The sequence below is a fragment of the Streptomyces sp. SID12501 genome, assembly GCF_010550245.1.
In the GTDB taxonomy this organism is placed as follows: domain Bacteria; phylum Actinomycetota; class Actinomycetes; order Streptomycetales; family Streptomycetaceae; genus Streptomyces.
Map to the genome: position 1 here is coordinate 38,435 of NZ_JAAGLU010000038.1, position 21,271 is coordinate 59,705.

The 21,271-nt window shown below is 72.8% G+C and carries 4 protein-coding genes; all 4 read left to right on the forward strand.

All coding sequences use genetic code 11. The features are described from left to right. Positions 1 to 70: 70 nt before the first annotated feature. The 4 genes from G3I71_RS35820 to G3I71_RS35835 all read left to right on the forward strand — a co-directional run bounded on the left by G3I71_RS35820 (position 71) and on the right by G3I71_RS35835 (position 21,265). Complete coding sequence (locus G3I71_RS35820) at positions 71 to 979, forward strand: thiamine pyrophosphate-dependent dehydrogenase E1 component subunit alpha (RefSeq protein ID WP_164321445.1); 909 nt, start codon at positions 71 to 73, stop codon at positions 977 to 979. Continuing rightward, positions 958 to 1,974 (forward strand): alpha-ketoacid dehydrogenase subunit beta, encoded by a 1,017-nt coding sequence (locus tag G3I71_RS35825; RefSeq protein WP_164321448.1) that lies wholly within the window; start codon positions 958 to 960, stop codon positions 1,972 to 1,974. Before G3I71_RS35820 ends, G3I71_RS35825 begins: the two co-directional genes overlap by 22 nt. Then, positions 1,967 to 3,109 carry a 2-oxo acid dehydrogenase subunit E2 gene (locus G3I71_RS35830; protein ID WP_164321450.1) on the forward strand — a complete coding sequence of 381 codons (1,143 nt, stop codon included), beginning with the start codon at positions 1,967 to 1,969 and terminating at the stop codon, positions 3,107 to 3,109. The genes G3I71_RS35825 and G3I71_RS35830 overlap by 8 nt, the downstream gene beginning before the upstream one ends. 66 nt (positions 3,110 to 3,175) lie before the next feature. Beyond that, positions 3,176 to 21,265, forward strand: coding sequence for a type I polyketide synthase (locus G3I71_RS35835; protein ID WP_164321458.1), 18,090 nt, complete (start codon positions 3,176 to 3,178; stop codon positions 21,263 to 21,265). Positions 21,266 to 21,271: the final 6 nt, after the last annotated feature.

The window sequence follows — 21,271 nt, forward strand, 5'->3', positions numbered from 1 at the left end:
GTATTCGCCCCTGCTCATCCGACCGCGCGGCCCTGTGGCGCTGTCCGTGTGTCTGCGAGAGGAAGCCGTCATGTACGTGGATGATGCGGACCTCGAACTCCTACTGCTGATACGTCACTTCGAGCGCAAGTTGCTGGAGCTCTTCGAAGCCGGTCAGCTCAACGGCACCACCCACACCTGCCTGGGGCAGGAGTACATACCTGTCGCGCTGCGGACGCTGCTTGCCGAAGCCGACTTCGTGTTCAGCAATCATCGTGGCCACGGCCACTACCTGGCCCGGTTCGGTGATCCGCACGGACTGCTGGCCGAGATCATGGGCCGTGAGGGTGCGGTCTGTCACGGCGTCGGCGGCAGTCAGCACATCCTGCGAGGCCGTTACCTCTCAACCGGAGTGCAGGGCGAGAGCATGCCGGTCGCTGTCGGCACCGCGCTGCACCTCAAGCGCGAGGGCTCGAAAAACCTGGCGGCCGTCTTCCTCGGTGACGGCACCTGGGGCGAGGGATCGGTCTACGAGGCCCTGAACATGGCCGCGTTGTGGCAGGTGCCGCTACTTGTCCTGGTCGAGAACAACGGCATCGCCCAGTCGACGCCGACCGGGATGCAGCTCGCGGGCAGCATCGCCGGCCGTGCTGCCGCCTTCGGCGTTCGCCATCATCTCGTCCGGACCCAGGACCTCGACGAGATCAGGGCCGAACTGGGCCCGGCCGTCGCCCGGGTGCGCGACACCGGCGAACCTCTCGTGGTCGAGTTCCTGACCCAGCGTCTGGGGCCGCACAGCAAAGGTGACGACACCCGGCCCGCGGAAGAGGTGGACCTGGCTGCCCAGCGAGACTGGTATCGCCGGTACGCGGCCGCGATTCCCGACCGGCTGGGGCTGTGCGACATACGCCAGCGTGCATTCGTCGAGCAGGTCGTGCACGAAGTTGCCGCCCGACCCCTTTCCAAGTGGGATGAACGATGCCTGTTGCCGAACGTGTAGTCGAGAACCTCAACCGAGCCCTGCACGGATTGTTCGAGCGGGACGAGAATGTCTACCTCCTCGGTGAGGACATCGTGGACCCCTATGGGGGCGCTTTCAAAGTCACCAAGGGCCTGTCCGAGCGCTATGGTGACCGAGTGCTCGCCACTCCACTGAGTGAAGGTGGAATCGTAGGCGTGGCCGCGGGCCTTTCGCTCGCCGGTAACACGGCAATCGTGGAGATCATGTTCGGCGATTTCATTGCGCTGGCCTTCGATCAAATCTTGAATTTCGCCAGCAAGTCGGTTTCCATGTACGGTCGTCGGCTCCCGCTGAAGCTCGTCGTCCGGTGTCCCACCGGAGGAAACCGCGGCTATGGTCCCACTCACAGTCAGAGCCCGCAGAAGCATTTCGTGGGGATACCCGGACTGAATCTCTACGAACTGTCTCCGTTCCACGAAAACGAAGCCGTTCTGGAGCGCATGTTCCGAGGAGCGGAACCCTGTGTCCTGTTCGAGGACAAGGTGTTGTACACCAGACGAATGCGCCGTGACGGTGTTGTCGATGACATATTCAGCTTCGACTTCGCCGATCCTGCGCAGGAGTTCGCCCGCGTGTACACGGGGCGGCCGGACGACGCCGATGTGGTGCTGATCGCGCCGGGAGGGCTCGTCGACCGCGCGCTCACTGCGATGCGCGGGCTGCTGCTGGACCAGGAGATCACCTGCCAGCTCATCGTCCCCTCCCGGCTCTACCCCCTCGACCTCGACCCTCTGCTGTCCATGTTGGCGGCGGCCGGCCGGGTCTGCGTGGTGGAGGAGAGTACGGCCGGCGGAACCTGGGGCGCCGAGATCGCGCAGGCCGTGCACAGTCGGCTGTGGGGGAAGCTGGCGGCGCCGGTTCGGCTGGTGCACTCGGCGGCCAGCATCATCCCGACCGCCACCCATCTGGAACGCGACGTGCTGGTGCAGAGCGAGACCATCCATCACGCGGTACGGGAGATGTTCGTTGGTTGATATCGCGGTCCCCAAGCTGAACAACAATGACAGCTCCTACCTCCTCGTCGAGTGGCTGTTCGACGATGGTGATCAGGTGCCGGCCGACGCGTCCGTCGCTGTACTGGAGACCTCGAAGGCCACCGAGGATCTGATCGCGCCGGCCTCCGGTGTGCTCCAGCGCATCGTGCCCGACGGGACCGAGTGCGCGTGCGGCGAAGTGATCGGCCGGCTGGTGGGGAACACGGCCGACAGCCCACCGGCATCCGCGCCGCCCGTGGACGCCGGCGCGGAGCGCGTCGCGAACACTTCGGGAACCTCCCCGCTCGTGACCGCCCCGGCACGTGAGCTCATGGACGAACTCGGCATCGACGACGCCGAGTTGTGTTCGCTGGACAAGAAGGTCGTCAAACGGGCCGACATTGAGCGGCTCGCCGACCTGAGGGGCGGATCCGGAGCGCCGGCGAATCCCGAGGGGCATCGGCTCAGCCCGAATCAGCGGGCTGTGTGGAACGTGGTCAGCGAGTCGCAGCGGACGATCCCTGCCGCGTTCACGGTCGTCCATGTGGACATGGGGCAGGTCGAGGAGAGCGCGGCCCGTCTCGGCACCATGGCCGGCGCCACCGAGTTCGTCATCGCCGCCATGGCCCGGCTGCGCGAGGACTTCCCGCTCTTCTTCGCCGCGCCGGGCGAGACCGGCTGGGTGAGACCGGCCGGCGCGTCCCACATCGCGGTCACCGTCGATGTGGGAAAGGGACTGTTCACGCCGGTGGTCCGCGAGGCCGAACAACTGTCGGTGACGGAGATCGCCGACGTGATGATGGATTTCCGTATCAAGGCAGTCCGGGACGGCTTCCGGGGATCGGACCTCGCAGGCGGCACGGCGCTGCTGGCGCTCAACAACGACGCAGGTGTGGTCATGGCCACTCCGATCGTCTTCCCCGGCAACACCTGCGCGGTCTCCCTCGGCGACACCCGGGACGAACTGTCGGTCGACGACCACGGCGAGGTCCGGCTGCGGCGGGTGGCCGCGATCGGGGTCGCCTATGACCACCGGATAGTCAACGGGCGGGACGCCGTGCGATTCCTGCGCACTCTGCGAGAGCGACTCGAACATGCGCACGAACTGACCGTCAGCCCCCGGGATGTTCGCTGACAGGTCCGTCGCGGGACGCGTTCGTTCCCCCTTCGGGACCTGACGGGCAAGCCAGGAAGAGGAAAGATGTCCACGCTGGATGCGAAGAGCGACGGAACCCTGTCGACCGTGGGATCGCCCGGGGCGCCGGCCCTGGTCGTGGTGTCGGGTGACACCGCCCAGGCCCGGGACGCGGCGGCCGCCGAACTCGCCGGGCGCCTGCGCCGGCTCCAGGCGGCCGACCTCCCCGACGCGGCCTACACGCTGGCCGTGGGGCGCCGGGCCCGCAGTCACCGGCGGGCCGTGATCTGCCACGGTCCGCAGGAGGCGGCCCGGCTGCTGGAGGCCTCACCGGCCGACGGCGACGGCGGCCCCGGAACGCGCACCCTGGTCCTGGAGCTTCCCGCCGATGTGCCGGACGTCGCGCGCCTGGCCGCCGAGGCCATCAACACCGACCCCCGGTTCGCCGGCTTCCACCGGGCGTGCCGACGCGCCGGAGCCCTCAAGAAGGGGGCTGCCGGTGCCGTCTTCGCCTACCAGTACGCACTCGTCCGGCTCTGGCTGCACTGGGGTCTCCAGCCGCGTGCCCTGCGGGCCGAGGGAGTGGGGGAGACCGTCGCCGCGTGTGTCGGCGGTGCGCTCAGCCTGGCGGACGCGGTGGTGTCGCTCGGGGAACCGGAGGCGGCCACGAAGGTGGGTCGGCGTGCGCGCCGCAGGCCTTCCTTCGAGATCCTGCCGTTCGGATCCGGCTCCGAGCCCGAGGACCTCGTGCTGACGGTCGGCTCCGACAACCCCCTGGAGACCCTGCGCCGTGCCTGGCTCAGCGGCGCGGAGATCGAGTGGGAGAACGTGTACGAGGGCCAGGGCCGGCGCCGGATCCGGCTGCCCGACCGCTCTGCCGATCCGCGTCCCGAGCCGGAGGCCGAGGCGCCGGAGGGGAACGCAGACCGGAGGGCGGCGATGCCCTGGGTGCTGGCGGCGAAGTCGAAGGCCGCGCTGCGCAGGCGGGCGGCCGAGGTCGGCGCGGCCGTCGAGGCCCGGTCGGAGCAGTCGCCCCTGGAGATCGCCAGGTCCCTGGCCGTCGACGCGGCCGCGGACCCCGCCGGAGGCCACCGGGCCGTGGTGGTCGGGACCGACCGCGCCGATCTCCTGCGCGGCCTGACCGCACTCTCGGCCGGCAGACCGTCCCCAGGAGTGACCCGCGGAGTGGTGTCCGTGACCGACAGCCGGCCCGTCTTCGTCTTCCCCGGTCATGGGTCCCAGTGGCAGGGCATGGCTGCCGACCTGATGGAGTCCTCGCCGGTGTTCCGCGCCGAGGCCGACCGCTGTGCCGAGGCGTTCGCGCCGCACATCGACTGGTCGCTCACGGACGTGCTGTGCGGCCGGCCGGGATCGGCTTCGCTGGAGCGGGTGGACGTGGTGCAGCCCGCGCTGTTCACGGTCATGGTGTCGCTGCACGCCCTGCTGCGTTCCTGGGGGCTGCGACCGGCGGCCGTACTCGGGCACTGCATCGGTGAGATGGCCGCTGCGTATGTCAGCGGCGCCCTGTCCGTGCAGGACGCGGCGGCGGTGTCCGCCCATTCGAGCAAGGCCCAGGCGACCCTGGCCGGTGCCGGCGCCATGGCCTCCGTCGAACTCCCGCCGCATGTCGTGCGCGAACGGCTAGCCGGCTACGACGGCCGGATCGGGCTCGGCGCGGTCAACGGAGTGGACTGGGTCCTGGTCTCCGGTGACCGCCAGGACGTGGTCCACCTGGTCGAGGAGCTCACGGCGGAGGGCGTCCGGGCGCGATTGATCCGGGTGGACCTGGCGGTGCACTCCACACACCTCGACGCCGTCCGGGACCGGATGATGCGGGACCTGGCCTCGATCACGCCCCGCCCGGCCGAACTGCCCATGCGGTCCTCGATCAGCGGTGAGCCGTTGCGCGGCACCGAGCTGGACAACTCCTACTGGTTCGGCAACGTGCGCGAGACGGTGGAATTCGCTGGGACCGTGCGGACCCTGGTCGAGGAGGGCTACCGGACCTTCGTCGAGCTGAGCCCCCATCCGGCCCTGGCCATGGGCGTGTCGAGTGTCCTGGAGGCCGCCGGAGCCGAGGCGGACGGTGTCGTCGTCGGCACTCTGCGGCGCTCCCAGGACGGACAGGCAGCCCTGCTGGCCTCGCTGGCCGAACTCCATGTGCGGGGCGTGCCGGTGGACTGGACCGCCGTACTCGGCGGCGCCGCCACGCCCGTCGAGCCGCTCGTGCCGACCTGCGCCGGCGACCCGGCGCCCGTCGGGGAGTGGGCGGAGGGCGAAGGACTGTTCGACCGGCTGGCCGAGATGCCCCGGGCCGCGGCGGAGCGTGAGTGCCTGGGCCTGATCGCCGCCCATGCGGCGGCACTGCTGGGCGTGGACTCCCTCGACGACCTGGCGCCCGACTGGGCCGGCGCCTCGCTGGTCACCCTCGGCTTCACCTCCCTGCTGGCGGTGGAACTGCGCGGCCGGCTCGCCCAGGACACCGGTCTGCGGCTGGCCCGCACGCTGGTGTTCGACCACCCGACCCCACAGAGCCTGTCCCGCTTCCTCGTCGGTGAGCTGAGCGGTGCGACCGGCGGTGAGGCGACGACCCGGCTCGGGACCGGCGCCCCCGCGGTGCTCCCGGCAGAGGCGAGGGACGGGGCCATCGCCATCGTCGGCATGGCGGCCCGGCTTCCCGGGGCGGCGGACCTGGAGGAGTACTGGGACCTGCTGAGCGGCGGCCGGGAGGCGATAGCGCGCTTCACCGACGAGGAACTGCTCGCCGCGGGGGTGCCCGAAGAGCTCGTCCGCGATCCGCGCTATGTGAAGGCGTTCGGCGCGTTGCCCGACGCGGAACTGTTCGACGCCGCCTTCTTCGGACTGACACCGGCCGAGGCGGAGGTCACCGACCCCCAGCAGCGGCTGTTCCTCCAGACCTGCCACGCGGCCCTGGAACACGCCGGCTGCGACCCCGCACGCCACCCCGGGGCGATCGGTGTCTTCGGCGGCGCCGCCAACAACACGTACCTGCAGGAAAACGTGCTGCCCGGCACCGACCGGACGACGGCGTCCGAGTACTTCCGGGTGATGTTCGCCAACGACAAGGACTACCTGGCCACCCGAGTCGCCTACAAGCTGAACCTCAAGGGCCCGGGTTACACCGTCCAGACCGCCTGCTCGACATCCCTGGTGGCCATCCACGTGGCCCGGCAGGCACTGCGGGTCGGCGACTGCGACCTCGCGCTGGCGGGCGGGGTGTCGGTACGCGTCCCCCAGACCAAGGGCCACCTCTACGAGGAGGGCTCGATCCTCTCGGCCGACGGGCGCGTCCGCGCCTTCGACGCCGACGCCAGCGGCACCGTGTTCGGCAGCGGAGTGGGCGTTCTGGCACTGAAACGGCTGTCCGACGCCGTTGCCGACGGCGACACGATCCACGCGGTGATCCTGGGGACCGCGACGAACAACGACGGCGCCGGCAAGGTCAGTTACGCGGCGCCCGCCCGCGACGGGCAGGCCGCGGTCATCGCCATGGCCCAGCGGGCCGCCGGGGCCGACGCCGGGACGATCACCTACCTGGAGGCGCACGCCACGGGGACCCGGCTGGGCGACCCCGTCGAAGTGGCGGCACTGGACCAGGCGTTCCGGCGCACCACCACGGAGAAGGGCTACTGCGCCATCGGTTCGGTCAAGCCGAACATCGGGCACCTGGACGCGGCAGCCGGTGTGGCCGGTGTGATCAAAGTGGTGCTGATGATGCAGCACCGGACCATACCGCCGAGCATCAACTACCGCCGCCCCAACCCGGCCATCGACTTCGAGAACACCCCGTTCCGCGTCGCCGCCGAGTTCGCCCCATGGACGGTGCAGGGGCATCCGCGCCGTGCCGGAGTCAGTTCCTTCGGTGTCGGTGGGACCAACGCCCACGCCGTCCTGGAAGAGGCGCCCCCACGAGAGCCCTCCGGCCAGTCCCGCGCCGACCAGCTGCTGGTGCTGTCGGCGGCAACGCCGTCCGCGCTGGACCGGATCGGCGTCCGGCTCGCCGAGCACCTGCGGCGCCACCCCGACGTGCCGGTGGCGGACGTGGCCCACACCCTCGCGGTCGGTCGTGCCGCCCACCGCTACCGCCGGGCGCTGCTGTGCCGGGACACCGACGAGGCCGTACGGCTTCTGGAGGACCCGACCGGGGCCGCGGGCGCCGCCGCGACAGCCGGCTACGTCCCGCCCTCCGTGGCCTTCGCCTTTCCCGGCGCCGGCGCGGACGCCGACGGCCGGCTGGCAGCCGTACTCACCGCTGCCGAACCCGTCTTCGCCGAACGGTACGAGGAGTGCATCGCGGCCGGTGCCCTGCGCGGCGGCCCGCGCGGCAGGGCGTTCGCGTTCGGTTACGCCCTGGCCGGACTCTGGCAGGACTGGGGAATGCAGCCCGAGACGCTGTTCGCCGAAGGCGACGGGGAACTGGTCGCGGCCTGTCTGGCCGGCGCCCTCCGGCTCGACGAGGCGGTCGGCGCGCTCGCCGGGGCGGGCATGCGGCCGCCGGGACGGGAAGCGCGGCTGCGCGTCCTGCCCCTGGCCGAAGCCTCCCGGGAGGGGCAGGTGGTGCTGGAGGCCCGGGCGGAGTCACCGCTGATCGCGGTGAGGGAGGCCTGGCTCGTCGGCGCGGACGTCGACTGGGCCCGCTTCTACCGGGGCCAGCGGCGCAGCCGGGTGCCGCTGCCGACGTACCCGTTCGAAGGGCGACGGTACTGGCTGGAGCCGGCCCCGCCGGCGCCTGCCCCCGCGGAGCCGCCGCTGCGTGAGCTCGCGGACGCGCGGCGGAGCTGCCCGACGATCACCCTCACCGGCAGGGAACCGTACCTGGCGGACCACCTCATCGGGGGTGCGGCCGTGCTCCCCGCGGCCGTGCACCTGGAACTGGCGCGGGCCGCGGCGGAACTGGTGTCCGGTGGAAGGACTGTCGAGGCGATACGGGACGCCGGCTTCGAGCAGATGCTCTCCTTCCGGTCCGGCGCCCGCACCCTGCGGGTCCGGTGGGAGCCCCGGAACGGCAGATTCCTTCGCTTCACCGTGACCGCGGACGGTACGGAGTCCGACGGCGGCGGCGAGCAGGTCTACTCGCGCGGCGAAGTCGCGCTGGCGGACAGCGCCACCACACCGGCACCCGCGCCCGAGCGGGTGGACCTCGACAGGGTCCTGCGACGCTGCACGACCCTCGTCGACCCCGGCACCTGCTACGACCTGCTCGGCGAGCGCGGCGTGGCGCACGGCACCAGCCTGCGCGCCCTGCGGGAGTTCAGGCACCGTGGCGGCCAGGAGGCGGTGGCCGTGCTGGACGTACCGCAGAGTGCGGCCGGGTCGGCGGCACCGGACTTCGGCGGACCGGACACCTCGGTGCTGCACCCGGCGCTGCTGGACGGCGCCCTGCAGGCGGCGGTGTGCCTGCTCGCCGTGTCGGGTGAGGACCGCGGAGCCACCTACCTGCCCATGCGGCTGGGCGAACTCCGCCTGCACGGGCCGCTGGACGGCCCGTGCACGGTGCACGTGACGCGATCCGCCGGTGCGCCCCGGAGCGGCGGGGACCAGGTGGTGCGGCTCGACCTGGCTCTGGTGGACCAGGACGGCGCTGTCGCCGTCGGGCTGTCCGACCTGGTCCTGCGCCGGGTGCCGTCCGGCGCCGAGCCCAGTGGCAGGACGGAGCCGGCCCCGGTTTTCCTGCGCGGCCACTGGTCGCCCGTGCCTGCCGCCGGCACGGCGGCCGGCATCGGCAGCGGCCCGTTCCTGCTGCTCGCGGACGGCGAGGGACCGCGTCATGCACTGCGACGAGCGCTGCGGGACGCCGGTGAGCACGACACTCCCGTGGTCCTGGTGACCCCGGGTCCCGGTTTCCGTCGAACCGACGACCACACCTACGAGGTCGCTCCCGGGCGGCCCGGAGCATTCGCCGAACTGCTGGCGGCACTGGACGCCGACCGGATCGCACCCCGTCGGATCCTGCACACCTGGAGCCTGACCGCACAGCCGTCCGACGAGTTCGGCGCCGACCTGCTCGACACGGGCGTCGGCTCGCTGTTCGACCTCACCCGGGCGCTGCTGGCGCGGCGGCCGGTGGAGCGGACCCAGCTGTTGTTCGTCCACCCGCTCGCCGCCCGCCCGCTCGGCCCGGACGAGGGCCTGCCCGTCCACGAGGCGGTCGCCGCGTTCGCCCGGACCGCACGGCTGGAGAACCCGGCGCTGGCCTACCGGGTCGCGGGCGTGGCCGCGGACGGCTTCACCGAGCAGATACCCCTGCTGCTGGGGGAGTTCGGCGCCGACACCGACCGGGAAACCGAGGTCCGGTACGAGGAGGACCTCCGGCTGGCCCGCCGGTACCAGGTGATCGACACGGCAGGTTCCCCCGGTCCCGGGGCCGGAGGCGGCGTGGGGCTGCGGGACGGCGGGGTCTATCTGATCACCGGCGGGGCGGGAGGCCTTGGACTGCTGCACGCCGACCATCTGGCCGCCCGGTACCGGGCCCACCTCTTCCTGGTCGGCCGCTCCGCTCCGGACGAGCGCGTCCGGGCGCGGACCGAGGCGCTGGCCGCAGCCGGCGGGACGGCCCGCTACCTGCGGGCGGACGTCTCCCGCCAGGACGACGTCCGCGCCGTCCTGGCGGCAGTGGAGGCCGAGCACGAGACGCTGCACGGCGTGATCCACTCCGCGGGCGTCCTGCGGGACTCCTTCCTGCTCACCAAGACCCAGGAGGATCTGGCGGCCGTCCTCGCCCCCAAGGTCCACGGCACGGTCCACCTCGACCGGCTGACGGCGCACCACTCCCTGGACTTCTTCGCGACCTTCTCGTCGGTCGTGGCGCCGCTGGGCAACGTGGGCCAGGCCGACTACGCCTTCGCCAACGCCTTCATGGACGGCTCCATGGCCCACCGCCAGCGGCTGGTGGCAGCCGGCCGGCGCAGCGGCACCTCCGTGTCGATCGCCTGGCCGCTGTGGCGGGACGGCGGGATGACGGCCGACGAGGCCTCGGCGGCCCTTCTCGAACGGCGCCAGGGCTCTGCCGCGCTGCCCGCCCAGGCCGGCCTCGCGGCGTTCGAGACCGCCCTCGGCCTGCCGGGTGGCCCGGTCCTGGTCGCACTCGGCGACCCCGCGACCGTACAGGCCGCCCTGACGCCCGCCGCACCGCCCACGACGTGGCCGGACGAGCCGGACCCGGGCCGGCGGGTGGCGGCGGGCGCCGAGCCCGAACCGGACCTGCGGTCGGTCGCCGAGGGGCTCCTGCGGGAGATCCTCGCGGCGCAGACCAGGCTGGACGCCGCCACCATCGACCCACAGGCTCCGCTGGAGCGCTACGGAATCGACTCCCTGCTGATCGTCAAGCTCAACACCGCGGTGGAGGAGCGCTTCGGAGAGTCGTCGAAAACCCTCTTCTTCGAGTACACGACCCTCGCCGACCTGGCCGACTACTTCGCCGACCACCACGCGGAACGGCTCCGCGAGCTCAGCGGAGCGGCGCGGCCGGCACAGGAGGCCGCGCCGGTACCCGCACCGGTGCGGGCGCCCGCCGCGTCCCCTGCCGAAACCGTCGGCGGCGACCGGGACGCCCACCACCGCTACGACGACCTGGACTACCCGGACGACGCGATCGCGGTGATCGGGCTGAGCGGCCGCTACCCGAAAGCCGCCGACCTGGAGGTGTTCTGGCAGAACCTGGTGGAGGGCCGGGACTGCGTCACCGAGATACCCCGGGAGCGCTGGGACCACGACCGGTTCTTCCAGGAGGGGCCGCCGGTCCCCGGCCGCGCCTACGCCAAGTGGGGCGGATTCCTCGACGACGTCGACCGGTTCGATCCCCTGTTCTTCGGGATATCACCGCGCGAAGCGGAGCTGATGGACCCCCAGGAGCGGCTGTTCCTCCAGACCGCGTGGCACGCCGTGGAGGACGCCGGGTACCGTCCCGCGGAACTCGCCGGCCGGCCGGTCGGGGTCTTCGTCGGCGCCATGTACGCCGAGTACCAGCTCTACGGCGCCGACCGGGTCCTGCGCGGCGAGGGACCGGTCCCCGGCTCGCTGCAGGCGTCCATCGCCAACCGGGTGTCGTACGTGCTGAACCTGGCCGGACCGAGTCTCGCGGTCGACACGATGTGCTCCTCCTCGCTCACCGCCATCCATCTGGCCTGCCGGAGCCTGAGCGACGGCGAGAGCGAACTGGCCATCGCCGGAGGGGTCAACCTCTCCCTCCACCCGCACAAGTACGTCTACCTCAGCCAGGGGCGCTTCGTGTCCGCCGACGGCCGGTGCCGGTCCTTCGGCGCGGGCGGTACCGGTTACGTACCCGGCGAGGGCGTCGGCGCGGTCCTGCTCAAGCCGGTGCGGCGGGCCCTGGCCGACGGCGACCACATCCACGGCGTCATCCTCGGCGACGCCGTCAACCACGGCGGCCGAACCAACGGCTACACCGTGCCCAACCCCAACGCCCAGCAGAAGGTGGTCGAGCGGGCCCTGCAGCGGGCCCGCACCGCGCCCCGCGACATCGGCTACGTCGAGGCCCACGGCACCGGTACCTCGCTCGGCGACCCGATCGAGATCACCGGGCTGCGCAAGGCGTTCGAGCAGGTCGGCGGCCCGGCGGACGCCGAAGGTGAGCGGCAGTACTGCCCCGTCGGGTCGCTGAAGTCGAACATCGGCCATCTGGAGGCGGCCGCGGGAATCGCGGGCCTGACCAAGGTGCTGCTGCAGTTCCGGCACGGCAGTCTCGTCCCGTCCCTGCACTCCGAAGAGCTCAATCCGAACATCGACTTCGCCGCTTCCCCGTTCCGTGTACAGCGGGAACTCGCCGACTGGCCGCGGCCGTACGGCGGCTCGCGGCGGGCCGCGCTGAGTTCGTTCGGCGCCGGCGGCTCCAACGCCCACCTGGTGCTCGCCGAGGAACCACGCCCCGAGCCCGCCCCGGCCCTCCCGGCCGCCGGGCAGCGCACCCCGGAACCGCTGTTGTACGTCCTGTCCGCGCGGGACGAGGAACGGCTGCGCGAGTACGCCGGACGGCTCGGCCGGTTCCTGCGCACCGAGCGGGTGGACCTCGCCGACGTCGCCCACACCCTCCGGTACGGGCGTGAGCCCATGGCCGAGCGGCTGGCCGTGGTCGGTGACGACGGGGCGGCCGTCGCCGAGGCGCTGCTCGCGTTCTCCGAGGGCGCCGACGCCCCGGCCGGGCTGTGGCACGGCCGCGCCGGTACTGGTCCCGCGCCGGACCCGGACCCGGACGCCGCGGGCGTCGGTCCGCAGGCCGCGGCACACCGGTGGCTGGCCGGAGCGGATCCGGTCGAGACGGCGTTCCCCGTATCCGCCCCGAACGGCGCCGGCCGCCCGCCGCGGCGGATCCCGCTGCCCGGCTACCCCTTCGCCCGGGAACGCTACTGGCTGGGCGGTCTCGACGAGACGCCGGCCGGCGCGGGCGCCGCAGCCCTCCACCCGTTGCTCGACGCCAACGAGTCCACCCTCACGGAGACCCGGTTCCGCACCACACTGCGCCGCGACGACGCGCTGCTGGAGGACCATCAGGTGGCCGGGCGCAGGCTGCTGGCCGGCACCGCCCTGCTGGAGATGGTCCGGGCCGCGGTCGAGCGGGCCGCGGGCAGCAGACCGACCGCAATGCGCGACGTGATGTGGGGACGTCCGGTCGAGGTGACGGGCGACGCCCTCGACGTGTTCGTCGCCCTGCGCGCGGACGGTGCGGAGGGCGTGAACCCTGCCGGCGCCGTCGAGTTCGAGGTGTTCAGCGAGGCCGGGCAGGACCGTGTCACCCATGTACGCGGCGCCGCCGCCACCGGCCCGGAGCAGCCGGCCGGGCCTCCGCTCGACCTCGCGGCAGTGCGCCACCGCTGCGCCACGGCACGCGTCGGCACCGAGGTCTACCGCGACTACCGGCAGGCCGGATTCCACTACGGCCCGTCCTTCCAGGTGATGCGGGAGGTGCGGATCGGCGCGGACGAGGTGCTGGTGGAGGTCCGGCTGCCCGAACGGCCGGCGGACACGGAAGGCTTCACGCTGCACCCCGCCCTGCTGGACGGCCTGCTGAGGTCCGTCCACTGGATGAACCGCCACACCACGCCCGGCGCCGACGACCTGGTGGTGCCGTTCTCCCTCGGGGCGATCGAGGTTCTGCGGCCACTGCCGCCGGTCTGCTTCGCCCACGCGGTGCCCTCCCGCGGCTCCGGCCCACGCCCGGCGGCCGTCCAGCGGTTCGACGTGCTCGTCGTCGACGAACAGGGCGCCGAACTCGTCCGGATACGGGACTTCGCCGGGCGCGTGCTGAGCGCCCCGGCCGAGCCCGAACAGCCCACGACGGGCGAAACCCCGGCCGAAGCACTGTTCTACGAGTACGGCTGGGAGCCGCAGGGCGCCCCCGAGCCCACCGGGCCGGCCGACCCCGACCGGGGGACCCTGCTCGTCCTGGCCGCCGCACCGGAGCCTGCCCGCCTGCTGGCCCGCTCCGGCCGGTGGGCGCGCGTGGTGCGGGTCGCGACAGGCGACCGGTTCCACGCCGAAGGCCCGGACGAGTACACCGTCGACCCGCTGGACGCCGGTCACTACCGGCGGCTGCTGGCCGAGGTCGCCGACGGCGGCGCCCGGTCCGCGCTTGACGTCCTCCATCTGTTGGACCTGACGCCCGGCGGCGGCCCGCAACCCGACGACGGCGAGCCGGCCGGGGAACTCGCCCGGCTGAACGCGGCGCTGGACACCGGACTCTTCCCGATGCTCTACCTGGCGCAGGCCGCGCGGCCCGGTCACGGCAGGCTCCGGCTGCTGTACGGGCACACCGCACCGGCGGGCCGGGCGGTGCCCGCGCGGGAGGCCACATCGGGCCTGTGCCGGGTCGTCGAGGCCGCACAGCCGGGGTCATGGCTGCGCTCCGTCCGTTACGACGGCCCCGCCCCGGATGCGGAGCGGCTCGCCCGCACGCTGCTGGACGAGTTCGCCGTCCCGACCGGCGCCGCCCCGCGCACCGCGGAGATCCGCTACGACGAGTCAGGCCGACGCCTGGTCCGCGTCGTGCGCTCCGCCACGCCGTCCCCGTTTCCGGCCGACGTGCCGCTGCGGGACGGCGGCGTGTACCTGATCACCGGTGGCACCAGCGGAATCGGGCTGGTCTTCGCGCGGTACCTGGCCGAGCAGTACCGCGCCCGGCTGGTGCTGCTGGCCCGTTCTCCGCTGGGCGAGGCCGCCCGGGCCGAGGTGGACCGGCTGACGGCACTGGGCGCCGAAGTACTGGCGGTCCAGGGCGATGTCGCGGTGCCCGACGACGTACGGCGGGCTCTTGCCCGCCTCAGGGACCGCTTCGGGCGGCTCGACGGCGTGTTCCACGCCGCCGGTGTGTTCGACCCGACACCGTTGCCGGAGGCGGACCGTGAGCGGTTCGCACGGGTGCTGGCCGCCAAGACCCGCGGCACCGTCAACCTCGACGTGCTGACCCGCGACGAGCGGCTCGACCTCTTCGTGCTCTTCTCGTCCGTCTCCGCCGCTCTCGGCGACTTCGGCGCGGGCAGCTACGCCGCGGCCAACCGCTTCCTGGACGGCTACGCGGAGCGACGCGACCAGTGGGCCGCGGAAGGCCGACGCCACGGACGCACCCTGTCGCTCGACTGGCCGTTGTGGACGGTCGGCGGTGTGGATTCCGCACTCGGGGATGCCGAGGTGAGCCGCTACCGGACCACTACCGGGATGCGGCCGGTGACCGCGGACGACGGACTGCGGATGTTCCGACAAGCCTGGGCCCACACCTCCCCGGTTCTGATACCGGCCGCCGGCGACCGCGCCGTGATCGATCGTGTGCTGGGGGTCGCGGCGGCCTCCGGTCCGGCGGCGCGGCCGGTTCCGGCGCCCGCGCCGGCCGCCGGGCCAGGGCCGGCCGGCCAGCTGCGCCCACGGCTCGTGGAGCATGTCAGGCAGCGGCTGGCCGAGGTGCTGAAGCTCCCGCCGGCCAGGCTGGACAGCCGCAGCACGCTGGATTCGTACGGGATGGACTCCGTACTGGTGATGGAGGCCAACTCCGTCCTCGGCCGGGACTTCCCCGGCCTGCCCGGAACCCTGTTCTTCGAGTACCGCACGGTGGCGGAGGTGGCGGACTACCTGCTCCTGGAGCACTCCGACGCCGTAGTGCGCCTGTTCGGCCAGGAACAGGCGCCGGCGTGGGAGCCGGCCGACCCGGTGCCCGCGGCGAACGCGGCGCCGGCCGGGCGTGCACCGACGGCGCCCACCGAGTACCGCCCGCCGACGGCCACGGTCCCCGTCATCCCGGCGTCGGTCACCGTCGCCGAGGACGACATCGCGATCATCGGGATCAGCGGGCGGTACCCCAAGGCACGCGACCTGGACGAGTTCTGGGAGAACCTGCGGGCCGGACGGGACTGTGTCACCGAGGTGCCCGCCGACCGCTGGGACGCCGAAGCGGTGTTCGACCCGGATCCCTCAGCGGCGGGCCGGAGCTACAGCCGGTGGGGCGGGTTCCTCGACGACGTCGACGCCTTCGACTCGCTGTTCTTCCGGATCTCCCCGATGCAGGCCAAGACCATGGACCCGCAGGAGCGGCTGTTCCTGGAGACCGCCTGGGCCGCGCTTGAGGACGCCGGATACCCCCTCGACGCCCTTCCCCGCCCGCGCTTCTCGGCCGAGGGCCGCGACGTCGGAGTGTTCGTCGGCGTGATGTGGGGCGACTACGCGGTCCTCGCCGCGGAAGAGTCCTTCCGCGGCAACCCCGTCACCGTCCTGACCAACCGTTCCTCCATCGCCAACCACGTCTCGTACTTCGGGGACTTCCGCGGCCCCAGCATGGTGGTGGACACCGCCTGCTCCTCGTCCCTGGTCGCGCTCCACCTCGCGTGCGAGAGCATTCGCCGCGGCGAGTGCGGATACGCGATCGCGGGCGGCGTCAACATCGCGGCCCATCCGGCCAGATATGTCCATCTCAGTCGGCTCAACATGCTTGCCAAGGACGGCCGTTGCCGTTCGTTCGGCGCCGGTGGCAGTGGCTATGTGCCAGGCGAGGGCGTGGGCGCGGTCCTACTGAAGCGGCTGTCGCAGGCCGAGGCCGACGGCGACCGCATCCACGCCGTGGTCAGGGCGAGCGCGGTCAACCAGGGCGGGCACACCAGCGGTCCGACCGTGCCCAACCCCCGTGCCCAGCAGGCTCTGGTCGAGGAGACCCTGGCCAGGGCGGGCGTCGACCCGCGGACCATCGGTTACGTCGAGGCCCACGGCACCGGCACCGAACTGGGCGACCCCATCGAGCACACCGCCCTGGAACGTGCCTTCCGCCGCTACACCGACGACCTGGGCTTCTGCGCCCTCGGTTCGGCGAAGTCGGCGATCGGCCACCTGGAGGGCGCCGCGGGCATCGCCGGCGTCACCAAGGCCGTCCTGCAACTGCGGCACGGGCAGCTGGCCCCGTCGCTGCACGCGGACCGGCTCAACCCGGTCATCGACTTCGAGCGATCCCCGTTCCGGGTACAGCGCGAACTTGTCGACTGGCAGCCCCCGTCCGGCTCCAACGGGCCCGCGCCCCGCCGGGCCGCTGTCAGCTCCTTCGGCGCCGGCGGCACCAACGCGCACGTCATCCTCGAGGAGTACCTCGGCGCGCCGGACCGGCACACCACCGCCGCACCGGGCGCGCCGGGACCGGAGCTGCTGACGCTCTCCGCGCGCAGTGAGGACCGGCTGCGCGCCCAGGCGGAGCAACTGGCCGCGTTCCTGCGCCGCGAGAGCGCCGCGGGCCGTCCGCCCGCCCTCGCCGACGTCGCGCACACGTTCCAAGCGGGCCGGGAGGCGATGACCGAGCGCCTGGCGGCGACGGTCCACGGAATCGACGAGGCCGTTGAACTGCTGGAGGCGTTCGTCCGCGGCGAGGCCGGGGACCGGGTGATCCGCTCCAGCGCCAAGGCGAACGAGGCCGTGGGCGATCTGCTCACCGCGGTGCGGGAGGGCCGGGACCTGGCGCTCGCGCTGGCCGCGGCGGGCGACTTCGACCGGCTCGGCCGGCTGTGGGCCTCCGGCCTGGCGCTGGACCCGGACGTGCTCCAGCAGGTCCGGCCCCGTCCGGCCCGCAGGGTGTCGCTGCCGACGTACCCCTTCGCCCCGGAACGGCACTGGATCGTACGGCGCCCGGCGGGCACCACCCCCGCCGGGCCGACGCCGGCTCTCCACCGCAGGCGTCTGGACTCCACCGAACCGGTGCTGCGCGACCACATGGTGCTGGGCCGCAGCATCCTGCCCGGGGTCGCCCACCTGGACCTGGTGCTCACCGTACTGTCCGCCCCCGTAAGCCTCCCGCGCGTCCTGCGGGACGTGCGCTGGACGACACCCGTCGACGCGGACGCCGGATTCGCCGAACTGGTCGTGCGTACCGAGCCGGACACCGACGGACACGGCGGCGCCGTCCGCTACGAGATCCGCGGCGGCGGGGGCGGCACGGCCGCCCTGTACTCCCAGGGGCTCCTGGCGGACGCCGAACCGCGGTCCGGTGCCGACGCCGTGTCCGTCGAAGAGGTCCGGGCCCGCTGCCTCACCGCCCGCACGGGCGGCGAGCTGTACGCGCAACTGGCCGGTCAGGGGCTTCGGTACGGGCCGTACTTCCGGGCCGTGGAACAGGTGTGGACGGGCGTCGGGGAGGCACTGGCTCGCCTCGTCCTGCCCGCCGGGCAGCACGCGGGAACCGACCGGCACATCCTGCACCCGGGCATGGCGGACGCCGCGCTGCACACCCTCGCCGCCCTGCTCGACCCCGGTGAGGGGGCGCTCCTGCCCTTCGCCGTCGAGCGGATGGAACTGCTGCGGCCGGTCCCGGCGACAGGCTGGTCGCATGTGAGGGCGCGCGGCGGACACCGGTACGACGTCGAGCTGCTCGACGACACGGGCCGGGTGTGCGTGCGGTTCGACGACCTGGCCTGCCGTCCCGCGCGCGGGACGGCAGGCCAGGAGCACGGCGGATACGAGCAGTTCGGCTACCGGCCCCGCTGGGTGCCCGCTCCGGCCCCCGGTGCGGACACCGCAGCAGGCCGGGAGACCGTTCTGCTCGCCGCGCCGGCGTCGGCCCGCACTCTGGCCCTGGCCCTCGGAGACGAGCACCTCGGCCGGGGCGACGAGGTTCGCCATCTCTGGCTCGCGGCAGACGGCACGTTCGAGAGGAGCGCCGAAGACGTCCTGGCGCAGGGAGCGCCGCCCGGTCTGGTGTACTTCCTCGGCGGCGCCCAGGACGCCTCCGCGGGCGGCGAGGCGCGCACGGCCCGGGACGAGGTCGTCGCCCTGCACCGCCTGGCGCGCCGCCTGCTGGGCCGCGGTGCCGGCGACGCGGGGTCCGGGGCGGTGCGGCTGAAGGTGGTCACCACGGACGCCTTCCCGTTCTGCGACGACGAGGGGTCCCGGCCCTGGTCCGCCGGACTGTGGGGCTACTGCTCGGTCCTGGACAAGGAGTTCCCCGTGCTCAGGACCGTCCTCGTGGACGTCCGGGGCGAGGAGAGCGGTGACGCTGTCACCCAGCTGGTGGCCGAGCCTTTCCCGGTCCGGGCACGGGCGGTGTCGTTGCGCGGCGGAGTGCGCCGCACGCTGCGCCTGGAGCCCGTGGAACTCCCGTCGGCGGACGCGGGCGGCCAAGTCCGCTTCCGTGACAACGGGGTGTACCTCCTGCTCGGAGGTCTCGGCGCGATCGGCCACGACACCGCCCTGCACCTGGCGCGCACCCACCGGGCCAAGCTCGTGCTGGTGGGCCGCACCGAACCCGACGAGCGCCGCAGGGCGCGGATCGCTGAGATCGAACGGGCCGGTGCGGAGGTTCTGTACCTCGCCTGCGACGCGGCCGACCCGGCGGCCCTCGGGGACGCCGTAACCCGCGCCAAGCAGCGGTTCGGAGCGCTGCACGGTGTATTCCACTCGGCGATGCTGCTGGACGCCGCACCGGTCCGCGAACTCGGCGAAGAGGCCCTGCGTACGGTCCTCACCGCCAAGGTCGACACCACGTGGAACCTGGCCCGCGCGGTATGGGACGAACCGCTGGACTTCCTGCTCCTGTACTCCTCCGGCACCGCCATCGCCGGCAACGCCGGCCAGGCCGGGTACGCGGCAGGCTGCGCGTTCGCGGACTCCCTGGCCCGTCACCTGGCCCGCACGGCCCGCTTCCCCGTCCGCACCCTCAACTGGGGCTACTGGCACGCGGGCGGTGACGAGGACCGTGAGGCAGTGCTGCGCCGGCTCGTCGCCGCCGGAATCCGGCCGATCGGTGCCGAGGAGGGTATGGAGACCGTGGAGCGCTTCCTGGCGTCCGGCCTCCCTCAGATCCTGGCCACCCGTGCGTCCGAGCCGATCCTGGGGGCACTCGGCGTCGACCCGTCCCGCCGGGTGCGACCGCACAACGCCGACCTGTCGGCGACTGTCGTCGACGCCGGAGCGCAGCCCCTGCTGACCGGCACCGAGGAGTCGGCACGGATCGGACGGCAGGCCGCCGGGTCCGATGCCCTGGAGCGCCTCGGGCAGCTGCTGCTGCTGGGTACGTTCCAGCGGGCGGGCCTGCTGTGCCGGGTCGGCGAACGCCGCTCCGTGACGGAGATGCGCCGCGGTCTCGGCGTGGTGTCCCGTCACCACCGCCTGTACGAGGTCCTGCTGGACGTGCTCGAACTCGGCGGCCTGGTACGGCGGGACGGCGACGAGGTGCTCGCGCTGCCCCCCGTGGAAGGGGAGGAGGCGCGACGGGTTCTCGCCGACCCGGAGGCCGCGCGCGCGGAGCTGCCCGCCGGGCAGCCATGGACCGCGGCGGTGGCCGGCCTGTTGCTGCGCTGCACGCGTGAGCTGGGCAGGGTGCTGGCCGGAACGACCGCCGCGACCGAGGTGCTTTTCCCCGGCGGGTCGCTGGACGCGGTGACTGCCGTCTACCAGGGCAACCCGATCACCGATCGGCTCAACGCACATCTGGCCGCGACGGTACGCAGTTATGCCGAGCGGCGGCTGGCCGCCGATCCGACGGCGCTGATCCGGGTACTGGAGGTCGGCGCGGGCACCGGAAGCACCACCCGCCAGGTACTGGCGGCGCTTGAGTCCTTCGCTGGACAGGTGCAGTACACGTACACCGACATATCAACCGGTTTCGTTCGGCATGGACGGCAGGAGTTCGGTGACAACCACCCGTTCACCGACTTCCGTGTCCTCGACATCGAGGGTGACCTCGGCGCACAGGGGTTCTTGCCGCAGGGCTACGACGTGGTGCTCGGCACGAACGTCTTCCACGCCACCCGGCGGATCCACGACACCCTGAACCAGGTCAAGCGGCTGCTCCGGCCGGCCGGTCTGCTGCTGGCCAACGAGGGCATCCGGGCCGACCATGTGCTTACCCTCGTCTTCGGCCTGACCGACGGCTGGTGGGCGTACGAGGACCCGGAGCACCGGATCCACGGCACACCGATGCTCGGCGAACGGTCGTGGCGCGACGTCCTGCACGACTGCGGCTTCCGGAGGGTCGTCACCCACGGGCTGCCGCAGGAGGGGGAGGTCACTCAGAGCCTGATCGTCGCCGAGAGCGACGGGGTGCTGGTCGACGCCGCGGCCGTGCCCACCACCTCCGCAGCGCCCGGCACGGCCGCCCCGGCGGCGCGGTCCACGGTGGGGGAGAGTGCGCGAGCCGAAGACGGTGAGGATGCCGAGGGCCGGTACGTCGCGGCCGAGGAGTTCGTACGCCGGGTGTTCGGCGGGGTGCTGGAGATGTCCCCGGAGCAGCTGGACCCGGACGCCACCTTCGAGAACTACGGTGTCGACTCCCTCGTGGTGCTCCAGCTCAACAAGGCCATCGAGCAGCACGTGGGCCGGGTCCCGGCGACGCTGCTGTTCGAGCAGATCACCATGGGCCGGCTCGCCCGCTGGCTGCTCGCCGAGCGGCCGGAGGCCCTGGCTCACGTCCTGCCCGCGACGACGCCCGACACGGGGCCGGCCGGGGCAGAGGCGCGTATACAGCGGGACGCGCCTTCTCCGGACGGGGCACCCGCGGTCCGGCCGGCCGGACCAGGACTCGAACCGAGCTCCGGCGCCGGAGCGCCCGACCCGTCGGGAGGCGAGCTGGACCGGATGGTCTCGGCTCTGCCCGACGCGGAGGTCGACGCCCTGCTGAGGCTGCTCGGTCACGGGGCCGCGAACGGCCGGGTGACGGCGGAATGACCATGA

Excerpts from the sequence above, each read along its gene's own strand:
- G3I71_RS35820 (WP_164321445.1), top strand. The coding sequence starts at position 71 with ATGTACGTGGATGATGCGGACCTCGAACTCCTACTGCTGATACGTCAC.
- G3I71_RS35825 (WP_164321448.1), top strand. The coding sequence starts at position 958 with ATGCCTGTTGCCGAACGTGTAGTCGAGAACCTCAACCGAGCCCTGCAC.
- G3I71_RS35835 (WP_164321458.1), top strand. The coding sequence starts at position 3,176 with ATGTCCACGCTGGATGCGAAGAGCGACGGAACCCTGTCGACCGTGGGA.